Here is a 24,349-nt window from a genome sequence, read left to right on the forward strand (position 1 = left end):
TCATAGGGATATGATTTGGCAAGAAAGAGCCTGCCGGTGAAAAAAGAAAGCCTGACCACAGAGTCGGTCAGGCTTTCGAACTCACTAAACTATCACGGATAATTACAAAGTAGGAAGCAAAACGCCCTCTACGACGTGCACCACACCATTGTCCACTGCGACATCCGCAGCTACGACCCGATAGGTATTGCCGTTCACATCGGTCACAGTGACATCACTGCCGGTACGGACTACCGTCAGGCTTTCGCCACTTAGAGTAGGCACGACTTGGCTACCCTCTTTCAGGTCAAAAGAGAACGCCACTGCCGGAACCACATGAAAACCGAGCACTTTCTGCACCCCTTCCAAACCGACCGCGTCGACCAGCTCTTGCAGGGAATTGAGGTTGAGCTCAGCCAGCAGCGCCGCAAACGCACCGTTAGTAGGGGCGAAAACGGTAACGGCTTCGGCATCCAGAAGCGTCTGTCCCAAGCCCGCAGCGTTCACCGCGTCAAGCAGCACCGTAAGCTGTGCCTCGGTAGCGGCCTCTACAATGGTAGGGCGATCCAGCTCCGGCAGGAGAACCCCATCGATCACGTGCACGACGCCATTATCAATCGCTACATCTGCTGCGATCACGTTAGCCGTATTCCCCATGGCATCGGTCACAGTCACCGCCGAACCGTTGACGTTGACCGTCAGATCCTGTCCAGCGAGCGTCGTGAAGGTATTTGAGGGAGCCAAATCCCTAGAAAAAGCAACGGCCGGGACTACATGAAATCCGAGTACAGTCTGCAAATTTTCCTCACCGCCGATCTTTTTGACCAGCTGTCCGAGGTCATCTGCGCCAAAAGCATCCAGAGCGGCCTCAAAGGCAGCGTTGGAAGGAGCGAAAACCGTAATGGCTGTCTGGGACTGCAGCGTCGCTCCCAAACCGGGCACGGCGTCTACAGCACTGAGTAGCGTGGTCAGACCCGCCTCTGCGGCGGCTTCTGTCAAAGGAGGATTGTCTACCGGCTTCTCATCCGAGTCATCGCATGAGACGAATGCAAAAAGCAGGAACATCGTGAGGAATAACTTTGGTACCTTGATCATTGTAGTAGTAGTTTTTGTTTAATGTTTATAACATATTGTTAAACATTTTGTTTGGCCTGCCACAAAAAAAATGGGAGATTGATCAATCTCCCATTTCTATTAGTTTCTGATAAAGCTTCCTATCACTCTACAATGTGGATTTTCAGCATGTTGGTTCTGCCTTTTTCTTTCAGCGGCATGCTCGCCGTGTTGATGATGATGTCGCCGGCGCTCACGTGGCTGTCGGCTTTCAGCGTATTCTGGATATCTTCAAAAGTCGCATCCGTGGAGACTTGGCTGCTGTAGTGGTAGGCTCTCACTCCCCACACCAGTGACATCTGGGTCAGCAGTTTTTGGTTGCGAGTAAACACGAATATGTTTGCCAAGGGACGGTGCGAGGACAGCCTAAAACCGGTGAAGCCTGAGGAGGTGATACCGACGATCGCCTTGGCTTTCACGTTGCGGGAAAGTCTCGCGGCCATCAGGATCAGGTTGTCACTCAGGAAGGTCTGCTCGTCTTCCTGGATTTTGTAGAGGTTGTGGTAGATCTCGGCATTGGCTTCGAGATAGGTGATGATGCTGGTCATCGCCTTCACCGCGTTTACGGGATATTTGCCAGATGCGGTCTCTGCGGAGAGCATCACGGCATCGGCTCCGTCCAGTACGGCATTGCCCACGTCGTTGGTTTCCGCACGGGTAGGTCGGGGATTGGTGATCATGCTCTCCATCATCTGGGTAGCGATGATGACCGGCTTGCAGGCCAGCTTGCATTTTTCCACCATTCTTTTTTGCCACAGGGGTACGATCTCTTGAGGCACCTCCACGCCGAGGTCACCACGGGCGACCATGATGGCATCGGTAGCTTCGATGATCGCGTCGATATTCTCCAAAGCCTCTGGCTTTTCGATCTTCGCCACGATTTTACACTCCTTGCCTGCTGCTTGGATTCTGTTTCTCAGGTCCACGATGTCCTCCGCGGATCTGACAAAGGAAAGCGCGATCCAGTCCACGTCCTGCTCCAGTCCAAACTGAAGGTCCTCGATGTCCTTCTCGGTCAGGGAGGGAGCGGACACCTTGGTATTGGGCAGGTTGATGCCTTTTCTGGACTTGAGGATGCCCCCGTGGATGACCGTCGCGTTGACGTTTTTGCCATCGGTGCTGTTGACCACCACTTCTAGGTTGCCATCGTCGATGAGGATACGGTCTCCCGGCACCACGTCTTGGGGAAGGTTTTGATATACAGTGCTTACGAGTGTGGCGGTACCTACGACTGGGTCATTGGTGATGGTGATAGGATCGCCGGGCTTGATCTCCACGCCGTTGTTTTCCACTTCACCTACCCGGATTTTCGGGCCTTGGAGATCCTGGAGAATCCCCAGGTGGCAACCAAGCTCGGCATTTACTTTTCGGATGATCTGCACCACTTCCTGGTGTACTGCGTGGCTTCCGTGCGAAAAGTTGAGTCGGAAGACGTTAGCCCCGGCCATAGCCAGGCTTTTGATCATTTCGTAGTTGTTTGAGGCAGGGCCTATGGTAGCCAGAATTTTCGTTTTTTTAACAGGCAGATGGCTCATCGGGTCATTAATACGTTAATAGGTTTTCTTTCGATTTTAATTTTGAAACATCCAACCTCACGGCAGTCTGGATGAAGGGATTTTTGGCGAGGTGATCGACAAAGGTAGCAATACTGACTTGTTGTGTTTGGTCTTGCACCAAAAGAAAGTAGTCCAAATTTCGCAATTCGGGGATCAGGTAGGCCAATTGCTGCGAGGTATTGATGGCTTTGTTTTTCAACAGCTGGATGTAACCGTGCGGTAAAGAAAGGAAATATTGGGAGATTTCCAGTTGGGGCGAGGACAGAAACTCTATTTTCAGATCCTCCGACCGGACCAGATCCAAATCCAAATCCCGATTGATCAGCCAAGCCATCTTGTAATCCTTGACCGGGGAAACAAGCCCAATAAGCTCAAAATCAAAAGCGGGTTCTATGAATAATTTGGTCTTCTTCATTGAGGAAGAATCGTGATCAGGGCAAAGTTAGAAATTAAAATTGAGCGGGACGAACGGGGCTTTTACTTAAAAATTTACTTCGGGCATTTCTTTGCCAATTAGCTTTTAAATATATTTCTTTGCGGAGTGTTATTAACTAAACTGATCACAAAATGTCTGAAATTGCACAAAAAGTAAAGGCCATCATTGTTGACAAACTGGGCGTAGAAGAGTCTGAAGTGACTATGGAAGCTAGCTTCACCAACGACCTGGGAGCTGACTCTCTGGACACTGTGGAATTGATTATGGAGTTCGAAAAAGAATTCAACATTTCCATCCCTGACGACCAGGCTGAACAAATTGGTACTGTTGGCCAAGCAATCACATACCTAGAGGCAAACGTAAAATAAGAACCAGTAAATTCATTTTATGAATTTAAAAAGAGTTGTTGTAACGGGTTTAGGTGCCCTCACACCCATAGGAAACACCACAGATGAATTCTGGAAAGGGTTGATTACTGGTGTGAGTGGCGCTGCGCCTATTACCCGCTTCGACGCTTCACTTTTCAAGACTCAATTCGCCTGCGAAGTCAAGAATCTAGACCTCGACCAGTTTATGGACAGGAAAGAGGCTAGAAAAATGGACGCATTCACCCAATACGCCATGATCACGGCCGAGCAGGCCGTCCTTGACTCAGGCCTTGACCTCGACTCCCTCGACAAATCCCGCTCCGGCGTGATCTGGGGATCCGGAATCGGGGGACTCAGGACATTTCAGGAGGAAGTAACTGACTTCGCCAAAGGCGACGGCACCCCAAGATTCAACCCCTTCTTCATTCCCAAGATGATCGCGGACATCGCCGCGGGATTCATCTCCATCAAGTACGGTTTCAGAGGCCCTAACTTCGTCACCGTTTCGGCCTGTGCTTCAGCCACCAACGCCATCATCGATGCATTCAACTACATCCGATTGGGCAAGGCTGACATCTTCATCAGCGGCGGCTCCGAGGCAGCAGTGACCGAAGCAGGCATAGGAGGATTCAACGCGATGAAGGCGCTTTCCCAGCGAAACGATTCGCCTGAGACGGCCTCCCGTCCTTTCGACAAAGACCGGGATGGTTTTGTCCTCGGAGAAGGTGCCGGTGCCTTGATCTTGGAGGAGCTGGAGCATGCGAAAGCGAGAGGGGCAAAAATCTACGCCGAAATCGTAGGTGGCGGTATGACCGCCGATGCCTACCACATCACTGCCCCCCATCCTGACGGACTCGGGGCCAGCAACGTCATGAAAATCACGCTGGAAGACGCAGGTCTGCAGCCAGAAGCAATTGATTACATCAATGTGCACGGTACCTCCACTCCGCTTGGAGACGTGGGAGAGATCAAAGCCATCCAAAAAATCTTTGGAGAACATGCCTACAAAATGAACATCAGCAGTACCAAGTCCATGACTGGCCACTTGCTGGGTGCAGCTGGGGCTGTAGAGGCTATTGCATCCATCCTCGCCATCAACAACAGCCTGGTACCGCCGACGATCAACCACTTCACCGACGACGAAGCGTTTGATCCAGGACTCAACCTGACCTTCAACAAGGCCCAGGAGCGGGAAATCAACTATGCACTAAGCAATACCTTTGGATTTGGCGGACACAACTGTTCTGTCATCTTCAAAAAATACAACTGATAGAGTGAACCTCTTCAAGAGACTCGGAATCCACACTCTTTTCTTTAGCGCAAAAGACAAAAGGCTTGCATCCTCGATCAAGATGATCACTGGGCGCAAGCCTTTAAATTTGTCCCTCTACCGTCTGGCCCTCACCCCTTCCGGCTTGGGCGAGGAGACCTCCAAAGGCTTCAAGATCTCCAACGAACGGCTGGAGTTTTTGGGGGACGCCGTACTGGGCGCAGTCATCGCGGAGCACCTGTTCCAGAAATTCCCCTACCGGGACGAAGGATTCCTCACCGAGACTCGCTCCAAGCTGGTCAACCGTGAGACACTCAACGAGATCGGAATCAAGATCGGCCTCAAAAACACGCTCGAACAGGTGATCAGCAGCCGTCAGTTTATCGGCAACAAGTCGCTATTTGGGGACATCCTCGAAGCCTTCGTCGGTGCGGTGTATCTGGATCGCGGCTACAGGTTTGCGCAGCAGCTCATCCTGAAGCGCATCCTCCTCCACATGAACGTGGAAGAGATGATCAGCACCGTAAGCAACTACAAAAGCAAAATCATCGAGTGGTCCCAACGAGAGTCCAAAACGGTGGAGTTTAAAGTCCTGCGCGTACACGGAAACCAACGCTTCAAGGAATTTGTTGTCGAGCTGAGTGTCGACGGCGAATCCGTCGCCGAGGGCAAGGGAGGCACCAAAAAGAAGGCCGAACAGGAAGCCTCCAAAAACGCCTGCGAAATCCTGAACATCGCCGTTTAAACCCGTTTTTGCACCATCCCACCACCAACATGGCTGCCATCAAAATCGCCGGAGCAACTGTCAACCAAACCCCACTGGACTGGGAAGGAAACCTGGACCGGATCATCCGTGCCGTCGCGCAAGCCAAAAACCAACAGGTAGAAATCCTCTGCTTCCCCGAGCTGGCCATCACCGGCTACGGCTCCGAGGACCTCTTTCTCAGCTATTGGTATCCCAAAAAAGCCCTCAGCCAGCTCGAGAAACTGATCCCGCACTGCAGCGGCATCACCGTGGCGGTGGGCCTGCCTGTGCGAATCCAGGAAAAAGTCTACAATACGGTGGCCGTCATCGAAGACGCCGAGCTGAAGGGCTTCGTCGCCAAGCAGTTTCTAGCCATAGACGGCGTACACTACGAATTCCGTTGGTTTACCCCTTGGGCCGCTGGCGAGGTCATAGCCTTTGACTTTTTGGGAAAAGAGGTGCCCTTTGGAGACCTGACCTTCCACCACAAGGACATCCACTACGGGTTTGAGATCTGCGAAGATGCCTGGCGGGGAAAAGAGCGTCCCGGCTATCGTCTCTGCGAACGCAAGGTCGATCTGATCTTCAACCCCAGCGCCTCGCACTTTGCCATGGGCAAATCTGCCGAGCGCAAGGAACTCATCGAGTTTAGCTCGGAGACTTTCGGCACCTACTATTGCTATGTCAATCTGCTGGGCAACGAGGCCGGCAGGATGATCTTCGACGGGGAGATCTTGCTGGGAAAAGCGGGCAAGCTGCTCGCCCGAAACCAACTGCTCTCCTTCCAGGACTTTCAGCTCTTGGCTTTTGATTTGGAAGAAAAGGCCCAAGGCCTCACTCCCATGCAGGCCAAGGAATGGGAATTTGTGCAGGCATCGGCACTCGGCCTCTTTGACTACCTGCGAAAAAGCCGCAGCAAGGGCTTTGTCCTTTCGCTGTCCGGTGGGGCAGACTCCTCCACCATCGCCGTGCTCGTCGCGGAGATGGTCAGGCGGGGAATGGCGGAATTGGGAGTGAAGACTTTTGTGGAAAAGCTCGGCATCGCCTTTTCTCCCCAAAGCGAAAATCCCGAAAAAGAGCTCGTCGGCCAGCTACTGACCACAGCCTATCAAGGCACCAAAAATTCGTCGGAGGACACCTTCAACTCGGCGAAGGCCTTGGCCGAAAGCATCGGCGCAAGATTCCACTCCTGGACCATCGACGAAGAAGTCAAGTCCTACACCTCCAAGATCGAAGCTGCCATCGGGCGAAAGCTCACCTGGGAGCAAGATGACATCACGCTCCAGAATATCCAGGCCCGTTCCCGCTCGCCGATCATCTGGATGCTCGCCAATCTGAACAATGCCCTGCTGCTCTCCACTTCCAACCGAAGCGAGGGAGACGTGGGCTACGCGACCATGGACGGGGATACCAGTGGCAGCATCTCCCCCATCGCCGCGGTGGACAAGCACTTTATCCTGCACTGGCTGCAGTGGGCGGAGCAAAACCTAGACCGCCCAGGCCTCTCCTACGTCAATTCCCTGACTCCTACTGCTGAGCTACGGCCGCTGGAGCGCACCCAGACGGACGAAAAGGACCTCATGCCCTACTCGGTGATCGTCGAGATCGAGAAGCTGGCCATCCGCGACAGACGCTCTCCTATGGACGTTTTTCTGATTTTGAAAGAAGAACTTCCCCTCGACGAATCCGTTCTCAAGGACTATATCAAAAAATTCTTCCGACTTTGGTCACGAAACCAGTGGAAGCGCGAGCGATTGGCTCCCTCCTTTCATCTGGATGAATTCAACGTCGATCCCAAAACCTGGTACCGCTTCCCCATCCTTTCCGGAGGCTTTGCCGAAGAACTCGAACAACTAGATCACCTCTAATCCGACATTATGCTTGAATCTTTTCTGAACTACGTAGTCTGGGATCCAAACCAGGCGGTTTTTGCCGGTTTTGACAGACTCAGATGGTACAGCCTGCTTTTCGCGCTGGGCTTCATCATCTCCCAGCAGTTTATGGTTTACTTTTTCAGAAAGGAAGGGCAAGACGAGACCCTCGTCGACAAGCTGACGATCTACATGGTCTTGGCCACCATCATCGGTGCGAGGCTGGGACACGTGCTTTTTTACGAGCCGGAAAAATACCTCAGCGACCCGATCGAAATCCTGAAAGTCTGGGAGGGCGGATTGGCCTCCCACGGCGCGGCCATTGCCATTCTGTTTGCGCTTTGGCTCTATTCCAAAAGAACTCCAGGACAAAGCTACCTCTGGGTGGTGGACCGCATCGTGATCGTGACTGCCATGACTGGAGCCTTGATCCGCTTTGGCAACCTGATGAACTCAGAGATTGGCGGAAAAGACACCGGTTCGGACAGCGGATTTGTCTTTGCCCGCGATGCGGAAGAAATCCTGGAAACGCTGAAAGTGCCACTGGAGTCCATCGACGCATATAAGCCCGAAGACCGAAATGCGGAGCTGCAAGGCAACGGCATCGTACCGGTAAACTTTGACATCAAGATCGCCAAGGGCAGCTTCTCCAAGGAAGACCTGGGCAATATCCTGGAGCGGGACATCAAATATGCCCTGACCCAGTTCCGATCCTCCAAGGAATACCTCGCCGAGCCGGTCGAATCCCCGCTCAACTTTGAGATCATCGAGCAGCCCGACTCCTACCTGGTGACTGTGAAGACCTTCGGCCGAGCCAAATATCCTACGCAGATCTACGAGTCCCTTTCCTATTTTGTGATTTTCCTGATTCTGTTTGCGCTTTGGGCCAAATACAAATCCAGGCTACCCGACGGCCTTTTGTTGGGATTGTTTCTGATTTCGGTGTTCGGGATGCGCTTCGTGTGGGAGTTTTGGAAGGAAGTCCAGGTGGACTTTGAGCAGTCCATGCAGTTCAACATGGGGCAACTGCTCAGCGTGCCGCTGGTGGTGATCGGCGTCGTGCTGGTGGGTATGGCGTTGAAAAAAGGCATCAAGCCCGAGAAAATCTAATCCGGAACTAAGGAACCGGATCGTGGCCGTGCCCTCCCCATGGATGGCATCGGCATATTCTTTTCAGGCCCAGCCAACCGCCCTTGATCACCCCGTGCTTGGTGATGGACTCGATCATGTATTGGCTGCAAGTGGGGGTGTATCTGCAGCTCGCCGGGAAGAGCGGCGAGATGACGTACTGGTACACCAACACAGGAAATATGGCCAACTTTCTCATGGGTTTCAAACTTTTATCCTACCTTTTGGATCGGTATGCAGAGTTGCAACCAAAATTACTCAATTAGAATTCCTTTGGTTTCTCTTTTTAAATACATACTCACCACCTTCCTGATTGCCCTGCTGGTGAGCCTTGGAGAGATCAAAGCGCAGGACACGAGCCTGAGCCCCGTGAACCCTTCCACTCCCGACAGCGTCAAGGTAAACAACATCTTCATCATCGGGAATGAGAAAACCCAGAAAAGCATCATTCTCCGGGAGCTGGACTTCACCACGGACTTCGTGTACGACTGGGACACTTTCATGGGAATCATCAAGGCCGACCAGCAAAAGATCTACAACCTGAGGCTTTTTACCGAAGTGGAGATCACGCCGCTCTTCATGAATGACCGGGAGGTAGAAATCCTCATCTCGGTCAAAGAGCGCTGGTATGTCATCCCCTCCGTGATCTTTCAGCTGGCTGACCGCAACTTTTCCGAATGGTGGACCAACCAAGGCAGAGACTGGTCGAGGGTAAACTACGGCGTAAAAATAAACCACAGCAACGTAGGCGGAAGAAACGAAAAGCTCCGCTTCTCCGGGCAGCTGGGCTTCACCAAAGGCCTGGACATCCTCTACTCCAAGCCCTACATCGACAAGAAGCAAAAGCACGGTCTGGCCGTACAGCTGACCTATGCCGACCAGAAAACCATCCCGATCCGCTCTGCCGAAAACCGCCAGGTGTTCTACACCAATGAGACAGAAAGCGTGCTGAGGAAAAACTTTGCCACCGCCATCCGGTACAGCTATAGGAGGACCTTCTACAACTATCACTTTGTCACCTTGGGATACAACAAAACCTGGGTAAGCCCCGATGTCCTGGTAGAAAATCCCGAATACTTCCAGCATGGCGACAACGAGCTGAAATACGCCTACCTCCAATATTCCTTCCGGCACGACAACCGCAACGTGGCCGCCTACGCCACCAAGGGCGAACTGCTCCAGTTCACGGCTACCAAATACGGGATCTTCTATACCAAGGACCTCGACGAAGTCGAGCTGAACCTGGTCGCCAACAAGTATTTCACGCTCAGCGATCGCTTCCATTACGCCGCCGGACTGACCGGGGTGTGGTTTCTGAGTCCCCAGCAGCCTTACACTTTGGTCCGTGGGATTGGCTATTCCCCCAATTTCATCCGTGGCTACGAGCTGAATGTGATCGAGGGCCAGCAGCTCTACGTTCAGAAAAACAGCCTCCGCTACAAGCTGGTAGACCTATCCTTTGACATCTCGAGATTCATGCCCCTGGAGCAGTTTAGCACGGTGCCCTTTAAGGTCTATTTGAGCGGAAACTTCGACCACGGCAGCGTGACCGACAGAAACAATATTCCGGAAAACGCCAGACTGACCAACAAGTACCTCTTCGGCTACGGAGCTGGAGTGGACGTGGTGGCGATCTACGACATGGTGCTCCGCTTCGAATACTCGCTCAACAACCAAGGCGAGGGCAATTTCTTCTTCAATTTCCGGGCGCCGTTTTAGCGAAAAACCCTCTTTACTTAATTTCGATTTTTAACTAAATTACTTTCGGTATTTTTTTCCCCCGAAAGTGATGAAGCAGCTATTTTTCACGTGCTTCTGTATCCTCTTGGCAAGTTTGGGCTTCGCCCAAACCGACCCGCTGACCCAAGCCCAGGGAGCCCGGGCCCAAGGCATGGGCAATGCCAAGGTCTTTCTGCCCGATGCCTGGAGCTACTTCAACAATGTCGGGGTGCTCGACAGGCTGGAAGAAACCGAGATCTCGGCAGGATTTGACCATCGCTATGGCCTGTCGGAGCTCAGCACGGTGGGACTCGCGCTGGCCTGGAAAAAAGATTTCGGCACCTTTGGCTTGGGTGTTTCGCGCTTCGGGGGAAAACTTTTCAACCAGCAGCTCCTCGGCATTGGCTTTTCGAATACACTGGGAATAGTCAGCATAGGCGCCAAAATCGACTGGTTCCAGACCCAGATCGAGGGATTTGGCAATGGACACGCCTTCCTTTTCTCTCTCGGAGGTGTGGCCGAGCTGGGGCCAAAGTTCTTTTTGGGAGCAAACCTTTCGAACTTAAACCGAGCCAAAGTCAGCCAAAACAGCGAACAAAGGCTGCCCACGGCGATCCAGCTGGGACTGAGCTACCTGCCTGCGGAGTCGCTTCGAATCCTGATGGAGCTGGAAAAGGACATCGAGTCCGATCCTGTCTTCAAAACGGGCCTTGAATATCGGCTAAGGGAATGGATTCTGCTCCGAACAGGTGTCAGCAGCCATCCCAGCCGCCTCACATTCGGTTTGGGAATGAGAAGGGAGCAATTCGGCTTCGACTATGCCTATGCCCAAAACTCGGCGCTAGGCCCGAGCCACCATCTCAGTCTTTCGATGAAGCTGGCGGAAAAATGAAAGCGAGGTTCGGACTACTTTTGGCGACCTTGCTGCCCTTTTGGGTTTTCTCCCAAAATCCGCCTCGGCCCCCCATTGATATGGAGACCTTCATCGAGCGACTTTTTCCCATTCAGGAGGAGGACATAGACTATGAGGCGATCTATGAGGTGCTCTTTCAGCTCTACCTCAACCCCATCGACATCAACCGCGCCGATGCCGAAGTGCTGCAGGCCACTTACCTACTCAATCCCACTCAGGTCAGTGAGCTGATCGCCTACCGACGTCGCTTCGGCCCGCTGCTGTCCCTCTACGAGCTCCAAGCCGTGCCGGACTTTGACCTGCCCACCATCGAGCGATTGCTCCCCTTTGTGAGCCTGGGAGACTCTGGCTTGAAAAGCAAGCCCTTTTGGCAGCGGGTAAAAGAGGAAGAACAGGCCTACTTCCTGCTGCGCCACCAGCGTACTTGGGAAAAGCGTCGGGGCTTCAGTCCGGCGGACACCAGCAGCACGGGTACAGTGTCCAGCCGCTACCTCGGCGATCCCAACACGGTCTATCTGCGCTTTCGCATCCAGCATGCGCGGGACTTCAGCATGGGAATCACCCTGGACAAGGACGCCGGGGAGCAGTTTGCCTGGGACGGCAAGACCGCGCGCTATGGGTTCAACTTCCTCTCTTTCCACTTCACCCGCTACTACGTCGGCAGGTGGAAGACCCTCACGGCGGGAGATTACCAAGCCTCCTTTGGGCAGGGACTGGTCTTCGGGGCGGGCTACACCCTGGGCAAAGGCGCCGAGACCGTCCCCACCGTACGCCGCAGCAGCATCGGCATTCTTCCTTACACAGCCGCGATGGAGTTTGGGTTCTTCCGGGGCATTGCGGCTACGAGGCAGTTCAAAAATTGGCAAGCCTCGCTCCTCGCCTCCCATGCCCCACGGGATGGACGTGCGGCTGTCGCCAGCGAAGACGAGCGGGAAAGCATCAGCTCCTTCAACCAATCTGGGCTGCATCGTACACCGAGCGAACTCGCCACCAAAAACCAGATCCGGGAATCGAGCCTTGGGGCAAACCTGCAGTACGCCCATCCTTCCGGCAGATTCCAGACCGGGATCAATTCCCTCTACACCCACTTTGACCGACCGTGGATCCGCTCTCCGGAAGTGTACAACCAGTTTGAGTTTGCCGGGCAAAGCAATCTGGTCTCCAGCCTCTATTTCAACTACAACTGGAAAAACTTCCTGCTCTTTGGCGAGTCGGCTTTGGCCAAAAGTGGGGGTAGTGGCACGGTCTTGGGCTTCGTCAGCAGCCTCGGCAAGCAGGTGGATTTCTCCTTGCTTTGGCGAAAATACGACCGGGACTTCCACAGCTTTTACGCCTCGGGCTTTGCCGAAAATACCCGCCCGATCAACGAGCAGGGCGTCTATATGGGTGTCCAAGTGGTCCCTGACAAACGCTGGAAAATCAATGCCTACTACGACTTCTTCAAATTCCCATGGCTCGGGTACCGGGTCTATGCGCCCTCGGCTGGCTATGAATGGCTAGCCCGCCTCAGCTATCAGCCGCGAAGGACCTTGGTGGCTTTCGTCCAAGTCAGGCAGGAGGAAAAAGACCGCAATCTCAGCGACTCGGGCGAGCCGGCATTGCCCTACCTCGTCCACCCCGTGAAAAAGCTCAATGGTCTGCTCAGCCTGGAAAACCAGCTTTCCAGAAACCTCTTCATTCGCTCCCGCATCCTGATCAGCCGCGTGGAGATCTTGGAGAGGACCAGCCACGGATTTATGATGCTCCAGGATGTGCAGTATGGCCAGGAGAAATGGCGACTCACGGGGAGGGTGGCGCTCTTTGATGCGGAGGACTATGACAATCGCCTCTATGCCTTCGAAAACAACGTACTATGGACTTTTTCCCTCCCGGCCTTTTATGGGCAGGGCATGCGCTATTACCTACTCGGACAGTATCAAATCACGCCCAAACTCACGGCTTACCTGCGCTTTGCCCGCACGGCCTATACCGACCGGGAGTCCATCAGCAGTGGGCTCCAAACCATCGAATTGCCCCACCAAACCGACACCGCGCTCATGCTGCGGTATTTTCTTCGGTGAAATTCCATTAGTGGCGTGGGACTGCCTTTGCTTTTTGATAATTTGTGGCAAAGCAAAAATACCCTATGAAAAAACCACTTTACCTACTCTGTTTTTTGATGCTTTCCGCTTTTTCGGGTTTCTGTCAAAACCTCGATCTGAGCAAAATGAGCAAAAAGGAGGGATTTGTGCCTTTTTACCTCGATGAGGAAAAAGGCAAAATCTACCTCGAAATCGCCAATCTGGACCAGGAATTCCTCTACGTTAACTCCCTCACCGCCGGTGTCGGGTCAAACGACATCGGACTGGACCGTGGGCAGCTGGGTGACGACCGCGTGGTGGAATTCCGCAAGACCGGCAACAAGGTCTTCCTCGTCCACAAAAACCTCGGCTTCCGTGCCTTCACCGACAATCCCTACGAGGCCAAGTCCATCCAAGACGCCTTTGCGGAGTCTATCCTCTGGGGCTTTGAAATCGCCCAAAAGGACGGCGACAAGCTGATCGTGGACGCGACCAACTTTTACCTCCAAGATGCCCATGGCGTCGGCGAGACCCTGACCCGATCCCGTCAGGGCAGCTATCGCGTCGATGCCAGCCGCTCGGGACTGTACTTCCCCATGACCAAAAACTTCCCCGAAAACACCGAGGTGGAAGCCACCATTACGCTCACGGGCACCGGAGCAGGAGGCAATCTCCGCTCGGTGACTCCCACTCCCGAGGCTGTGAGCGTGCGCATGAGGCACTCGTTCATCCAGCTGCCCGACCTGTACGCCAAGCGGGAGTTTGATCCGCGCGGGGGATTCTTCTCCATCAGCTATCAGGACTACACTACCCCCATCGACCAGCCCTTGGTGAAGCGCTTCATCTCCAGACACAGACTGGAGAAAAAAGACCCGACAGCCGCTGTGTCGGAAGTCGTCGAACCCATCGTCTATTACCTTGACCGGGGCACGCCCGAGCCTGTCGCTTCGGCGCTGATCGAGGGTGGCAACTGGTGGGCGCAGGCATTTGAAGCGGCGGGCTTCAAGGATGCCTTTAGAGTAGAACTTGCTCCGGAAGGGATGGATCTCATGGACGTGCGAAACAACGTGATCCAGTGGGTACACCGCTCTACCCGAGGCTGGTCCTATGGCTCCAGCGTCCGCGACCCAAGAACCGGCGAGATCCTAAAGGGGCACGTTTCCTTGGGTTCGCTCCGGGTGAGACAGGACTACCTCATCGCGCTGGGCCTGTTGCAGCCCTTCGAAGACGGCAAGCCAGCCGACCCCAGAGCAATGCAACTAGCGCTAGATCGCCTGAAGCAGCTCTCCGCACACGAAATCGGCCACACGCTCGGCGTGGCCCACAGCTACGCCACCTCTCCAAACGGCCGCTCCTCAGTGATGGACTATCCCCATCCGCTGATCACCGAGGGCGCTGACGGCGAGCTCGACTTCAGCAAAGCTTACGACCTGAAAATCGGTGAATGGGACAAGTGGGCTATCAAATATGGCTACGGCACTCCAGCTCCTGGACAAAGTGAGGGCGAGTTCCTGACCAAAACCCTGGAAGACACCTATGCCGCCGGCTTTGAATTCATCACCGACTCCGACTCCAGAAACCCGAGCGGCGTGCATCCCCGATCCCACCTTTGGGACAATGGCGCTTCTGCCTCCGCAGAGCTAAACCGCATGCTGGAGCTTCGTGCCAATAGAATGAAGAGCTTTGGCCTGAATGCCATCCAATCCGGAGATCCGCAGGCCCTGTTGGAAGAGGTCTTTGTGCCGCTCTACCTCATGCACCGCTACCAGCTGGAGGCTACCTCCAAGCTGATCGGCGGACTGGACTACACCTATAAGATCAAGGGCGACAACCAGTCTAGCCAGAAGCCTGTCCCAGCAAAAGACCAAAACGACGCGCTTGCCGCGCTGATGAATACCCTCTCTCCCGCACAGCTGGAAGTCCCCTCCCACATCCTGGCACTGATCCCCCCGCGTCCCTATGGCTACGGCCGAAACCGCGAGACCTTTTCCTCGCGCACTGGCCCTACCTTTGACCCGATCGCTCCGGCGGAGACCATCGTCGACGCGACCTTTGGATTCCTGCTGGAAAGCGGCCGCGTGAACAGGGTCTATTTGCAAAAGCTTCAGGACAAATCCTTGCCGGGCTATCAGGATTTGTTGGACAAGGTCACCGCACAGCTCTTTTCCAACACCCTGCCCGGCGGATTGAAGGACGAAATCAAACTGATGACCGAGGCCAAATTCACCGACCACCTGATCGCTCTTTCAAAAAGCTCCAACGCTTCCCAAACCGTCCGGGCTATCACCAGAATGCAGCTCGAAAAGATCAGCGACATGACCACCGGCAGCGGTGCGCTCCTAGCCCACCGCGAATACCTGCACGACAAGATCGAGGCCTTCCTTGACCTGCCGGAAGAGTGGCCGGCCCAGCAGCAGTTGAGCATTCCGGATGGAGCCCCCATCGGAGCGGAAGCGATGAGCTGCGATTTTGAATTCTAAGAAGGAAACGGCCGTCTCGGACTGCTGCTATTGAAAGTCGAAAGCTGGGTGTGAGGACACCTGCTTTCGACTTTTTTGCTTCCTGCAACGCCAGTGTCCAGCCGTGCATATCTCAGTTTCGAGACTGTCCCCTGCTTTTCCAAAAAAAGAAGAAACCCAAAACACTTTCATAAAAGCCCTCCATTCGCAATATTTATAGCATCCAATTTTTCACTGGACAGTTTTTTAATATGGGCAATACCGACAAAAGGTGCTTCGTGGTAATGGGCTTCGGGATCAAAACCGACTATATCAACGGCCGCAAACTCGACCTTAACAAATCCTACCGCCTGCTGATCAAGCCGGTGGTCGAAGCCAAAGGAATAGAATGTGTGCGGGCCGATGAGATCACCCACTCCGGATCCATCGATGTGCAGATGTATCGGGAGCTGCTGCAGGCCGATCTGGTCATCGCCGACCTCTCCACGCTCAATGCCAACGCACTGTATGAATTGGGCATACGCCACGCCCTCCGACCCTATACCACCATCGTCATTTCGGAAAACAAGCTGGTCTATCCCTTCGATCTCAACCATGTGGTCATCCACAGCTACCAGCACCTCGGAGACGCGATCGACTACGAGGAAGTGGAGCGTTTTCGCGCTGCGCTGGGCAATGTGATTCAGACGGTGCTGGACAAAACCCAAGCGGACAGTCCGGTGTACACCTACCTGAATTCGCTGATTCCTCCGAAGCTTCAGGAGCAGATCGAAAAAGCGATGGTGGAATCCGAAAAACCCGAAAAGGCTCCCGAGATCGGCAAAGCCCTTTCCCTCATCATCCAAGAAGCCGAGGACGCCATCGACACCAAGGAGTTTGCCAAGGCAAAAAACCTCTTCCAAACGGCTGCCATGCTCTCGACCGCCAACTCGGGGCAAAACGACATCTACCTGACCCACCGTCTTGCCTTCACCACCTACAAGGCCGCCGAGCCCGACTTGGTCACCGCGCTGTATGAATCCCTAGGCCTGCTGAAGTCCATCCACCTGGACACCACCAACGACCCCGAAACCGTCTCCTCGGCCGGTGCGGTGGAAAAGAAACTCTATGAATGCGGCGAAGGAGACCAGCATCTGGAAGACTCCATCCTCTACTATCAGCGCAGCTACTACCTGCTCAACAACCGCTACAACGGCATCAACCTCGCGATGACGCTGGTCTATCACGCCACGTCCGCCTTGGCCGATTCGGATCAGGAGAGGATCGCGGACCTGGTCTTTGCGCAGCGCACCTGGAAGCGCGTGCTCTACCTCTGCGACCGAGACTGGAAGCTGATCCAGGAAAAAGAAAAAAACGACCAGGCCCTCATCACCGACGGCACCAAGGACGGGCAGGAACTCCAGGAATACTACAACAGCCAGAAATACTGGATCTTAGTGAATCGGGCCGAGTCCAGCTTTGGGCTGGGCGACTTCGACACTTACCGGGAGGCGCTCGCCCAGTCAAAAAATATCCCTTTCCATACTTGGCAGCTCGAAAGCTTTACTGAACAAATCGGTAAATTAGAGGCTGAATTGAAAAAAGTCGGGCATCTACTCGATCCGCAATGGATCGCCCCCAATTAAACTACCCAAAGCTTACCCACTACCATGACCAACCCTCTTTTGGCGGATTTCGCCACCCCTTTTGAGACTCCTCCTTTTGACCTGATCCATACTTCCCATTTTCTCCCGGCTGTCAAGGAAGCCATCCAGCTCGGCAAGGCTGACATAGAAAAAATCAAGTCGGAACCGCTTCCCAACTTCGAAAACACCATCGAGGCACTGGATCGCTCCGGCAAAAAGCTCGGCGTGATCTCCGCCGTTTTTTTCAACCTCAACTCCGCTGAAACCAACGATGAAATCCAGAAGCTGGCCAGGGAGATATCTCCCCTACTGACCGCCCATGCCAACGACATTCTCCTCGACCAGGAGCTGTTCCAGCGTGTGGCGCAGGTTTTTGGAGAAAAAGAAAACCTGAAGCTGAGCCCCGAGCAGGAGACCTTGCTGGAAAAGACCTACAAGTCTTTTGTTCGAAACGGCGCAAAACTCAGCCCCAGCGATGCGGACAAACTCCGGGAGATCGACCGGCAACTTGCCCAGCTCAGTTTGAAGTTTGGCGAAAATGTCCTCGCTGAGACCAACAAATACGTCCACTTCGTGGAAAGCGAAAGCGACCTGGAGGGCTTGCCCGAGGGGATCAAAGAGGCGGCTGCCCAGATCGCGGAGGAAAAAGGCCAGCCCGGCAAATGGGCATTCACACTGGACTTTCCCAGCTATGTGCCCGCCATGACCTATGCCAAAAACCGGGAGCTGAGAAAAACCCTCTATCTCGCCTACAACACCAAGTCGGCAAAAGGCGACAACCTGGACAACAAGGAGACCATCCGCGAGCTGCTCAGGCTGCGGCACGAGCGGGCCAATCTCCTGGGCTATGCCTCCCATGCAGACTTTGTGCTGGAGGAGCGCATGGCCAAAAGTCCCAAGGCCGTGATGGATTTCTTGGATTCAATTCTGCAAAAGGCCAAGCCCAAAGCAGAAGCCGATGTGAGTGAAGTGGCCGAATTTGCAAAGAAGAACGACGGACTGGAGCAGCTCCAGCGCTGGGACTTCGGCTACTACTCCGAACTGCTCAAAAAGGAAAAATATGCGCTGGACGACGAACTCCTGCGGCCCTATTTCCAACTGGAAAAGGTCATCGACGGCGTCTTCCAGACCGCTGAAAAGCTTTTTGGAATCACCTTCGTACCCAATGCGGACATCCCCGTCTACCATCCCGACGTCACCGCCTATGAGGTAAAAGACCGGGACGGGAAGCATTTGGCGGTCTTCTACGCAGATTTCTTCCCAAGGGCAGGCAAGCGAAACGGAGCTTGGATGACTTCCTTCCGCGGCCAAAACCTGGATAAAGGGCTAGACCATCGCCCACACGTCTCCATCGTCTGCAACTTCACCAAGCCCACCAAAAGCAAACCCAGCCTACTGACGTTCAACGAGGTCACGACGCTGTTCCATGAGTTTGGCCACGCCCTCCACGGAATGCTGGCAAGGGGCACCTACGAGTCGCTGTCCGGCACGAGCGTATTTTGGGACTTTGTGGAGCTTCCCTCCCAGATTTTCGAAAACTGGTGCTACGAAAAAGACTGTCTGGATCTCTTTGCGAAGCACTACGAAACCGGCGAAAAAATCCCCGCCGAGCTGATCGAGAAAATCAAGAATGCCGCCAATTTCCAACAAGGCTACCTGACGCTCCGCCAGATCAGCTTTGGCCTGCTGGACATGGCCTACCACAGCACCGATCCCGAGGAGATCTCCGACATCGCGGACTTTGAGCAGCAAGTGATGAAAAAGACCGACCTACTTCCCAAAGTACCGGGCACGCTGATGAGCACCAGCTTTTCGCACATCTTCCAGGGAGGCTACTCCTCCGGATACTACAGCTACAAGTGGGCAGAGGTCTTGGACGCCGACGCTTTCGAACTGTTTCAGGAGCAGGGCATCTTCGACCAGGAGACCGCCAGGTCTTTTGAGAAAAACGTGCTCGCTGCCGGAGGAAGCGAGCATCCGAGCCTGCTCTACAAGCGATTTAGGGGAAGGGAGCCCAAGCCGGAGGCCTTGCTGAAGCGCTCGGGGCTCCTGTGAGCGCATTGCAAAATTACGGGATATGTCCTACCTTTTTTGAAACCAAATTTTTGACTGCATGGATTCCGTCCGCCTAAAAATGCCGGCTTATTTGAAAGCCCTCTCCGTGATGGTTTTCATCATAGTTTTGGTCTTTTTCCTGATCATCGGCAAGAGCCTCTTGGTTCCGCTGTTCATGGGTGGTTTTTTCGCAATCCTGCTTACGCCGCTGAGCATGTTTTTGGAAAAATACCGAGTGCCCCGAACCCTCAGCTGCGTCATCTCCCTACTGGCGATGATCGCGATGGTGGTGGGGCTGATCAGCTTCATCATCAACAACATCGTCAACTTTACCAAGGATTTTGACGACGTCTCCGGGCGGCTGGTTCAGATGGCAGAGGACATCGATGCCTGGACGCTCGAGCACCTCGGCATGGACGAAAACCTGGCGGACAAAATCGAAACCGAATACCTGCTCACCCTCCTCAACGACAACAGCAGCAGCATCTCCAGCTTTGCGCTCAACTCCATCGGCTCCCTGTCTGGCATCGTTTTGATCCCGGTTTTCATGTTTTTCTTCCTGCTCTACCGCGACCATCTGGCCAACATGATGATCATGCTGTATCGGGACAAGGATCCGGCTTTGGTCAAGCTCCGCATCAGCAATCTCAGGCGGGTCATCCAGGGCTACATCGTGGGGGTGGTCAAGGTGATGGTCATCCTGGCCATCCTCAACATCATCGCGTATTCCATCATCGGGGTGAAGCACGCCATCTTCTTTGGCGTCATCGGGGCTATCCTGAACATCATTCCCTACGTGGGCCCTTTCTTTGGAGTCTTGCTCCCGATAGTCTATGCCTTTCTCACGATGGACAGCCTCTTCTACCCCTTGGCCATTTTTGCCTGCTACCAGGGCATTCAGCTGATCGAGGGCAACTTCCTCACGCCAAAGATCGTCGGCGGCAACGTGAACCTCAACGCCTTCATCACCTTCCTCGGCCTGCTGGTGGGAGCTTCGATCTGGGGCGTGGCAGGCATGGTGCTGGTGATCCCGACTTTGGCGATCCTGCGAGAGATCTTCGAATTGAGCGAGACTACCCGGCCTTTTGCATTACTTTTGGGGGAAGAAAAAATCGAAGCCAAGGATAAACCCAAAGATGAAGCTGAAGAGTAAAATTTTCTGTGCCCTGCTGATCGGAGCACTTGCGGGCTGCGACAGCCTGGATGACAAAAAGGGCAGATTCCTGCTGAAAGGAAACGAGAAGCTGGAAGAGAACGACGCCAAGTCGGCCATCGCCTTCTACAACGAAGCCATCGCCCTGGACTCTACCTATGCCGATGCCTATTTCAACAAGGCTATGGCCCATCTCCGCCTCAACCAACTCGACGAAACTATCCACGACCTCAGCAAAGCCATCCAGCTCCGTCCGGACTATTCCGAGGCCATCTTTCAGAGAGGCCTGTCCTACCTGGACAACGGGGAGTTTTACAAAGCCGAAGAAGATGCCGAGCGGCTGATGAGGCTTGACGAAAAGGACTGGAAGGCCCATTTTCTGTCTGGACTCAGCCAGGAAAAGCTCAAAAACTATCCGGCCGCCTTGGATGCATTTCAGAAAGCCGCCAACCTGGAACCGGGCAATTCCGATCTTTTGGTCAATCAGGCTACCGTGCTGTATTATCAGCAAGAATACGAGGGAGCAAAAGAGATTTTGGCAAAAGCCGAGGAAGTGAACCCGACCGAACCCAATCTCTACAACCTGAAGTCCATGATTTTATTTGCCGAAAAGGACCTTGAGGGCGCCTTGGCAGCAGTGGAGAAAGCGCTGGCCTTGGACAAGGGCCAAGCTTACTTCTATAATAACAAGGGCTTGTATTTGCTTTTTCTCGACCAAAAAGAAGAAGGGCTTGAGCTGATCAACCAAAGCATACAGATGGACTCAAAAAACCCCTTCGCATTCCGCAACAAGGGGATTTACTATGTGCTGACTGGGGATAAAGTCTCCGCTCTACGCTATCTGGAGGAGCTTGCCAGCAACTATCCCGACATGGAGCTGGTGCAGGAGTACTACGCGAAGGCTCAGGCTCTGTAGTAGCGGTTTGCCGTCACCTCTTTGACCTTTTTGAGCAGTTCGTTGGCATCGATAGGCTTTGCCACAAACCCCTCAAACCCGCACTCGTCGATCTTCTCGATAATCTCCAGCTTTGCTGCGGCAGTCAGCGCGATGACCGGACTGTCGCAAAACTTCTTGATCTCCATCGTCGCCTCAAAGCCGTCCATCTCAGGCATCTGAATATCCATCAGGATGCAGTCGTAGGCACCGATTCTGGCAGCCTCTACTGCCTCTCGGCCATTGTGCACCCGCTGGAAGGTGTAGCCCCATTTTTTGATGATCTTGCCCAGCACGAGAGCGTTGACGTCGTTGTCCTCGGCCATCAAAAGATGGAGCCCTTCGTAAGCGTACTCCTGACTCGTGCCAGTCAAGCCTTGTCCCACTGAGCGCTCGACGAGTTCAAACTCCAGTTCAAAATAAAACCTACTCCCTTTGCCCAGCTGGGACTCCAGTTGGATCTGCCCTCCCATCAGGTTCAGCAGTTTACGGGTAATGGACAGCCCCAAGCCAGTGCCGCCGTATTTGGAGCTGAAGGTGGGCTTCACCTGGTCAAAGTCGTTGAAGATTCTTTCCTGATGCTCGGGGGCGATGCCAATCCCGTTATCCTCGACGGCAAACAGCACCCGTACCTTGTTTCTGATTTGGCCCAAAAGCTCCGCTTTCACCTCCACAGCCCCTTCATGGGTAAACTTCAGGGCGTTGGTGATCAGGTTGTTCAGAATTTGGGAGAGCCGGGTTTTGTCTGCTTTCACCTGGATATCCAATCCCTCGGAGAGCTGTAGCCGCAGTTGGTTTCTGCTGTCTTTGGCGTGGAAGGCGAGCCCCTGCATGACCTGCTCCATCAGCCCGCTCAGGTTCATCGTACTTTGCTCGATCGTCAGCTTGCCCGCCTCGATCTTTTGGAAGTCAAGCAGGTCGTTGATCATGATGATCAGGTTGTCCACCGCAAAATTGATCGTATTCAAAGCCGCACGCTGGCTTTCCGTAGGATTTTCATGGATCAGGGAATACACCGACCCAGAGATGGCGTTGAGGGGAGTACGCAGCTCGTGGCTGATCATGGAGAGAAAATCAGACTTGATCTGGGTGGCTTTCTCTGCCGCCATTCTCGCCTCGTCCAGCTTTGCCTCAAACTCCTTCTGCTTGGAAATATCCGTCAGGTAGCCATACCAGACCATATCCCCAGATTCCAAGGCCTGAGGTCTCGCGGCCCCCAATACCCAGCGGTATTCAGCATCCGCCTGCTTAGGCTTTACCCTAAACTGGCATTGCCAAGGCTCCATCTTGCGGGCGGAGGCCACCGAAGACATGATCACCTGAGGAAGATCCTGTGGATGTACCCTGGAGATCACGGTGGAAAGGTCCGTCATCCCGTTGATTTCCTCCTGGGAGATACCCAGCACCGAGTCTATGCCTTTTGACAAAAATGAAAAATTCATCTGCCCTTCGGCATTCAACACGAGCTGGTAAAGGCCGCCGGGAACCTGCTCGGTCAGATTGACCAAAAAGTCGCTGCTTGCCTCCACCTTTTGCTCCAAGCTGATTTTTTCCGACACATTCCGGAATGAAAGCACCACATAGGCGGTATCGTTGAGCACCGCCTTTCTGGAGGCGACTTCCAAATGGAGTTTCACTCCATCCTCTCCGATCAGATTCGTGGAAAAGTGGGAAACGGAACCGCCGGCAGCCGTAGTTTGCAGCCAGTCTGTCCAGGGAGAGGAATCCTGTAGGAGGATGTTCAGATTGTCCAGATGCCGGATGGGATGGGATCTATCAAAGCCGAAAAGCAGGTCGGCTTCCTTGTTGGCCAAATAGACCTTGCCATCGGACTCCACGACCATCATCGCCTCCGGACTGTCGAGCCAAAGGCCCAATCGCGTCTCGGACTCGGCCTGAAGCGCAAGGCTTTTGCCTTCGTCCCAAACCACTCCCCAGATTTCCACGGGATTGTTTTCGGCGACAAATGCCGAAAAACCCAGACTCAGTGATTCAGAAAGCTTCAATACACCATCAAACTCAGACCTGCTGGAGTTGAGCAATGCAACCTGCTGTCCCAGCTGATCCAAAAAACACGCGGCGAGCTCCGTTGGGCTATAGCTTTCTCCCAACAAATCCCCCAGCATTTTCTCTGTCACGCCTTCCAGCACCAGGCTTTTCTTTCCCAAATCAAGTGTCCAGCCACCGACTTCGGCCAGCTCGGGCGCCTTGCTCCGCAAAGTAGCAAGCTTCCTTTGTTTGGCTTCTTGATACACCCGATCGGAAATATCCCTCGCCATCACAAAAAAACCGTCTGGACCAAACTGGGCAGAGCATTCCAAATATTTGTAGTCACCCTGCTTCGTCTTGCAGCGAAACTCAAAAAAAGCCGTCTCCTGACTTTTCTGGTGCACTTTCCAAAGCTCCTGAATCCTTGCCAAGTCATCTCCATGTACCAGGGAGCAGAGATCGGAATGGATCAACTCGTCTTGCCCATAGCCCAAGATTCGCTGTACGCTCGGGTTGAGGTAAGTCAGGCAGCCCGCCTTTCCCATGCCTATCAGATCTGGATTTCCCTCAAAAAACCGTTGGACCTCCTTTCTATCTGGCAACCCATCGGATTTGATTTCCTGGCCTTTGTAGAAGAGAAAATAGCTGGAACCGCTGTCTTGTGGGAGCTCCAGCTTGAAGGAAAAATCCCTGTGGTCATGGGAAAGGATCAATTCCTCCTTGAAAAGGTAAGCATTGATATCCAGGCCCAAGCCAACCAGTGACCGTTCAGAGAGATCGTTGCCAATCTGCTCCTCGAAGGCCTCATTGGCGTAAAAAATGGAATAGGGATAGGTATCGTCAGCAAGGAAGACCATCTCCGACGACTCGAAAATGATCTTCTTAAACGTGCTGTTTATCCCCTTGTCCTGCATCGAACCGAAAGTTGCTGTTCCTTTATCCGTGAAAAGACGACAATATGTCTCCCCTAGACCGT

Annotated in this window: 18 protein-coding genes; 13 read left to right on the forward strand and 5 right to left on the reverse strand. The window is 53.7% G+C overall.

Annotated features, from left to right (window positions below):
• Nucleotides 1-102: 102 nt before the first annotated feature.
• The 3 genes from J0A68_RS16890 to J0A68_RS16900 all read right to left on the reverse strand — a co-directional run bounded on the left by J0A68_RS16890 (nucleotide 103) and on the right by J0A68_RS16900 (nucleotide 3,063).
• Nucleotides 103-1,074 (reverse strand): fasciclin domain-containing protein, encoded by a 972-nt coding sequence (locus J0A68_RS16890; protein WP_206579414.1) that lies wholly within the window; start codon nucleotides 1,072-1,074, stop codon nucleotides 103-105.
• 122 nt (nucleotides 1,075-1,196) lie between these two features.
• Nucleotides 1,197-2,627: a pyruvate kinase gene (pyk, locus tag J0A68_RS16895; RefSeq protein ID WP_206579415.1), complete on the reverse strand. Its 1,431-nt coding sequence runs from the start codon at nucleotides 2,625-2,627 to the stop codon at nucleotides 1,197-1,199.
• Nucleotides 2,628-2,634: 7 nt separating this feature from the next.
• Nucleotides 2,635-3,063: an IPExxxVDY family protein gene (locus tag J0A68_RS16900; RefSeq protein ID WP_206579416.1), complete on the reverse strand. Its 429-nt coding sequence runs from the start codon at nucleotides 3,061-3,063 to the stop codon at nucleotides 2,635-2,637.
• Between the two features lie 152 nt (nucleotides 3,064-3,215).
• On the opposite strand from J0A68_RS16900, the gene J0A68_RS16905 reads away from it, so the two are divergent.
• Genes J0A68_RS16905 through J0A68_RS16925 form a run of 5 tightly spaced genes read left to right on the forward strand, consistent with a single transcriptional unit; the run spans nucleotide 3,216 to nucleotide 8,448 of the window.
• Nucleotides 3,216-3,452 carry an acyl carrier protein gene (locus J0A68_RS16905; RefSeq protein WP_026950184.1) on the forward strand — a complete coding sequence of 79 codons (237 nt, stop codon included), beginning with the start codon at nucleotides 3,216-3,218 and terminating at the stop codon, nucleotides 3,450-3,452.
• Nucleotides 3,453-3,471: 19 nt separating this feature from the next.
• Nucleotides 3,472-4,722 (forward strand): beta-ketoacyl-ACP synthase II, encoded by a 1,251-nt coding sequence (gene fabF / locus J0A68_RS16910; protein ID WP_206579417.1) that lies wholly within the window; start codon nucleotides 3,472-3,474, stop codon nucleotides 4,720-4,722.
• 4 nt (nucleotides 4,723-4,726) lie between these two features.
• Nucleotides 4,727-5,467: a ribonuclease III gene (gene rnc / locus J0A68_RS16915; protein ID WP_438839574.1), complete on the forward strand. Its 741-nt coding sequence runs from the start codon at nucleotides 4,727-4,729 to the stop codon at nucleotides 5,465-5,467.
• 29 nt (nucleotides 5,468-5,496) lie between these two features.
• Complete coding sequence (gene nadE / locus J0A68_RS16920; RefSeq protein ID WP_206579418.1) at nucleotides 5,497-7,335, forward strand: NAD(+) synthase; 1,839 nt, start codon at nucleotides 5,497-5,499, stop codon at nucleotides 7,333-7,335.
• Nucleotides 7,336-7,344: 9 nt separating this feature from the next.
• Complete coding sequence (locus J0A68_RS16925) at nucleotides 7,345-8,448, forward strand: prolipoprotein diacylglyceryl transferase (RefSeq protein WP_206579419.1); 1,104 nt, start codon at nucleotides 7,345-7,347, stop codon at nucleotides 8,446-8,448.
• 7 nt (nucleotides 8,449-8,455) lie between these two features.
• Here J0A68_RS16925 and yidD read toward each other — a convergent pair whose 3' ends face one another.
• Nucleotides 8,456-8,665 carry a membrane protein insertion efficiency factor YidD gene (gene yidD / locus J0A68_RS16930; RefSeq protein ID WP_206579420.1) on the reverse strand — a complete coding sequence of 70 codons (210 nt, stop codon included), beginning with the start codon at nucleotides 8,663-8,665 and terminating at the stop codon, nucleotides 8,456-8,458.
• 74 nt (nucleotides 8,666-8,739) lie between these two features.
• Between yidD and J0A68_RS16935 the strand changes: the two genes are divergently transcribed.
• The 8 genes from J0A68_RS16935 (at nucleotide 8,740) to J0A68_RS16970 (ending at nucleotide 21,366) form a co-directional block, all read left to right on the forward strand.
• Nucleotides 8,740-10,185 (forward strand): POTRA domain-containing protein, encoded by a 1,446-nt coding sequence (locus J0A68_RS16935; RefSeq protein ID WP_317195126.1) that lies wholly within the window; start codon nucleotides 8,740-8,742, stop codon nucleotides 10,183-10,185.
• 70 nt (nucleotides 10,186-10,255) lie between these two features.
• Nucleotides 10,256-11,077: a PorV/PorQ family protein gene (locus J0A68_RS16940; protein WP_206579421.1), complete on the forward strand. Its 822-nt coding sequence runs from the start codon at nucleotides 10,256-10,258 to the stop codon at nucleotides 11,075-11,077.
• An 80-nt stretch (nucleotides 11,078-11,157) separates the two neighbouring features.
• Nucleotides 11,158-13,158 (forward strand): ComEA family DNA-binding protein, encoded by a 2,001-nt coding sequence (locus tag J0A68_RS16945; protein WP_236025645.1) that lies wholly within the window; start codon nucleotides 11,158-11,160, stop codon nucleotides 13,156-13,158.
• Between the two features lie 146 nt (nucleotides 13,159-13,304).
• On the forward strand, nucleotides 13,305-15,638 hold the full coding sequence (locus J0A68_RS16950) for a zinc-dependent metalloprotease (RefSeq protein ID WP_317195127.1): 2,334 nt from the start codon (nucleotides 13,305-13,307) through the stop codon (nucleotides 15,636-15,638).
• Nucleotides 15,639-15,868: 230 nt separating this feature from the next.
• Nucleotides 15,869-17,242, forward strand: coding sequence for a tetratricopeptide repeat-containing protein (locus J0A68_RS16955; RefSeq protein ID WP_206579424.1), 1,374 nt, complete (start codon nucleotides 15,869-15,871; stop codon nucleotides 17,240-17,242).
• A gap of 24 nt (nucleotides 17,243-17,266) precedes the next feature.
• Nucleotides 17,267-19,297 carry a M3 family metallopeptidase gene (locus J0A68_RS16960; protein WP_206579425.1) on the forward strand — a complete coding sequence of 677 codons (2,031 nt, stop codon included), beginning with the start codon at nucleotides 17,267-17,269 and terminating at the stop codon, nucleotides 19,295-19,297.
• Nucleotides 19,298-19,355: 58 nt separating this feature from the next.
• Entirely contained in the window at nucleotides 19,356-20,450 is a 1,095-nt protein-coding gene (locus J0A68_RS16965) for an AI-2E family transporter (protein WP_206579426.1), read from the forward strand.
• A complete protein-coding gene (locus J0A68_RS16970) occupies nucleotides 20,434-21,366 on the forward strand; it encodes a tetratricopeptide repeat protein (RefSeq protein ID WP_206579427.1) in 933 nt (310 codons plus the stop codon). Before J0A68_RS16965 ends, J0A68_RS16970 begins: the two co-directional genes overlap by 17 nt.
• Here J0A68_RS16970 and J0A68_RS16975 read toward each other — a convergent pair.
• Nucleotides 21,354-24,287 carry a hybrid sensor histidine kinase/response regulator gene (locus tag J0A68_RS16975; RefSeq protein WP_206579428.1) on the reverse strand — a complete coding sequence of 978 codons (2,934 nt, stop codon included), beginning with the start codon at nucleotides 24,285-24,287 and terminating at the stop codon, nucleotides 21,354-21,356. The genes J0A68_RS16970 and J0A68_RS16975 overlap by 13 nt on opposite strands.
• Between the last annotated feature and the right edge of the window lie 62 nt (nucleotides 24,288-24,349).

Source organism: Algoriphagus oliviformis, from assembly GCF_017254915.1.
GTDB lineage: Bacteria > Bacteroidota > Bacteroidia > Cytophagales > Cyclobacteriaceae > Algoriphagus > Algoriphagus oliviformis.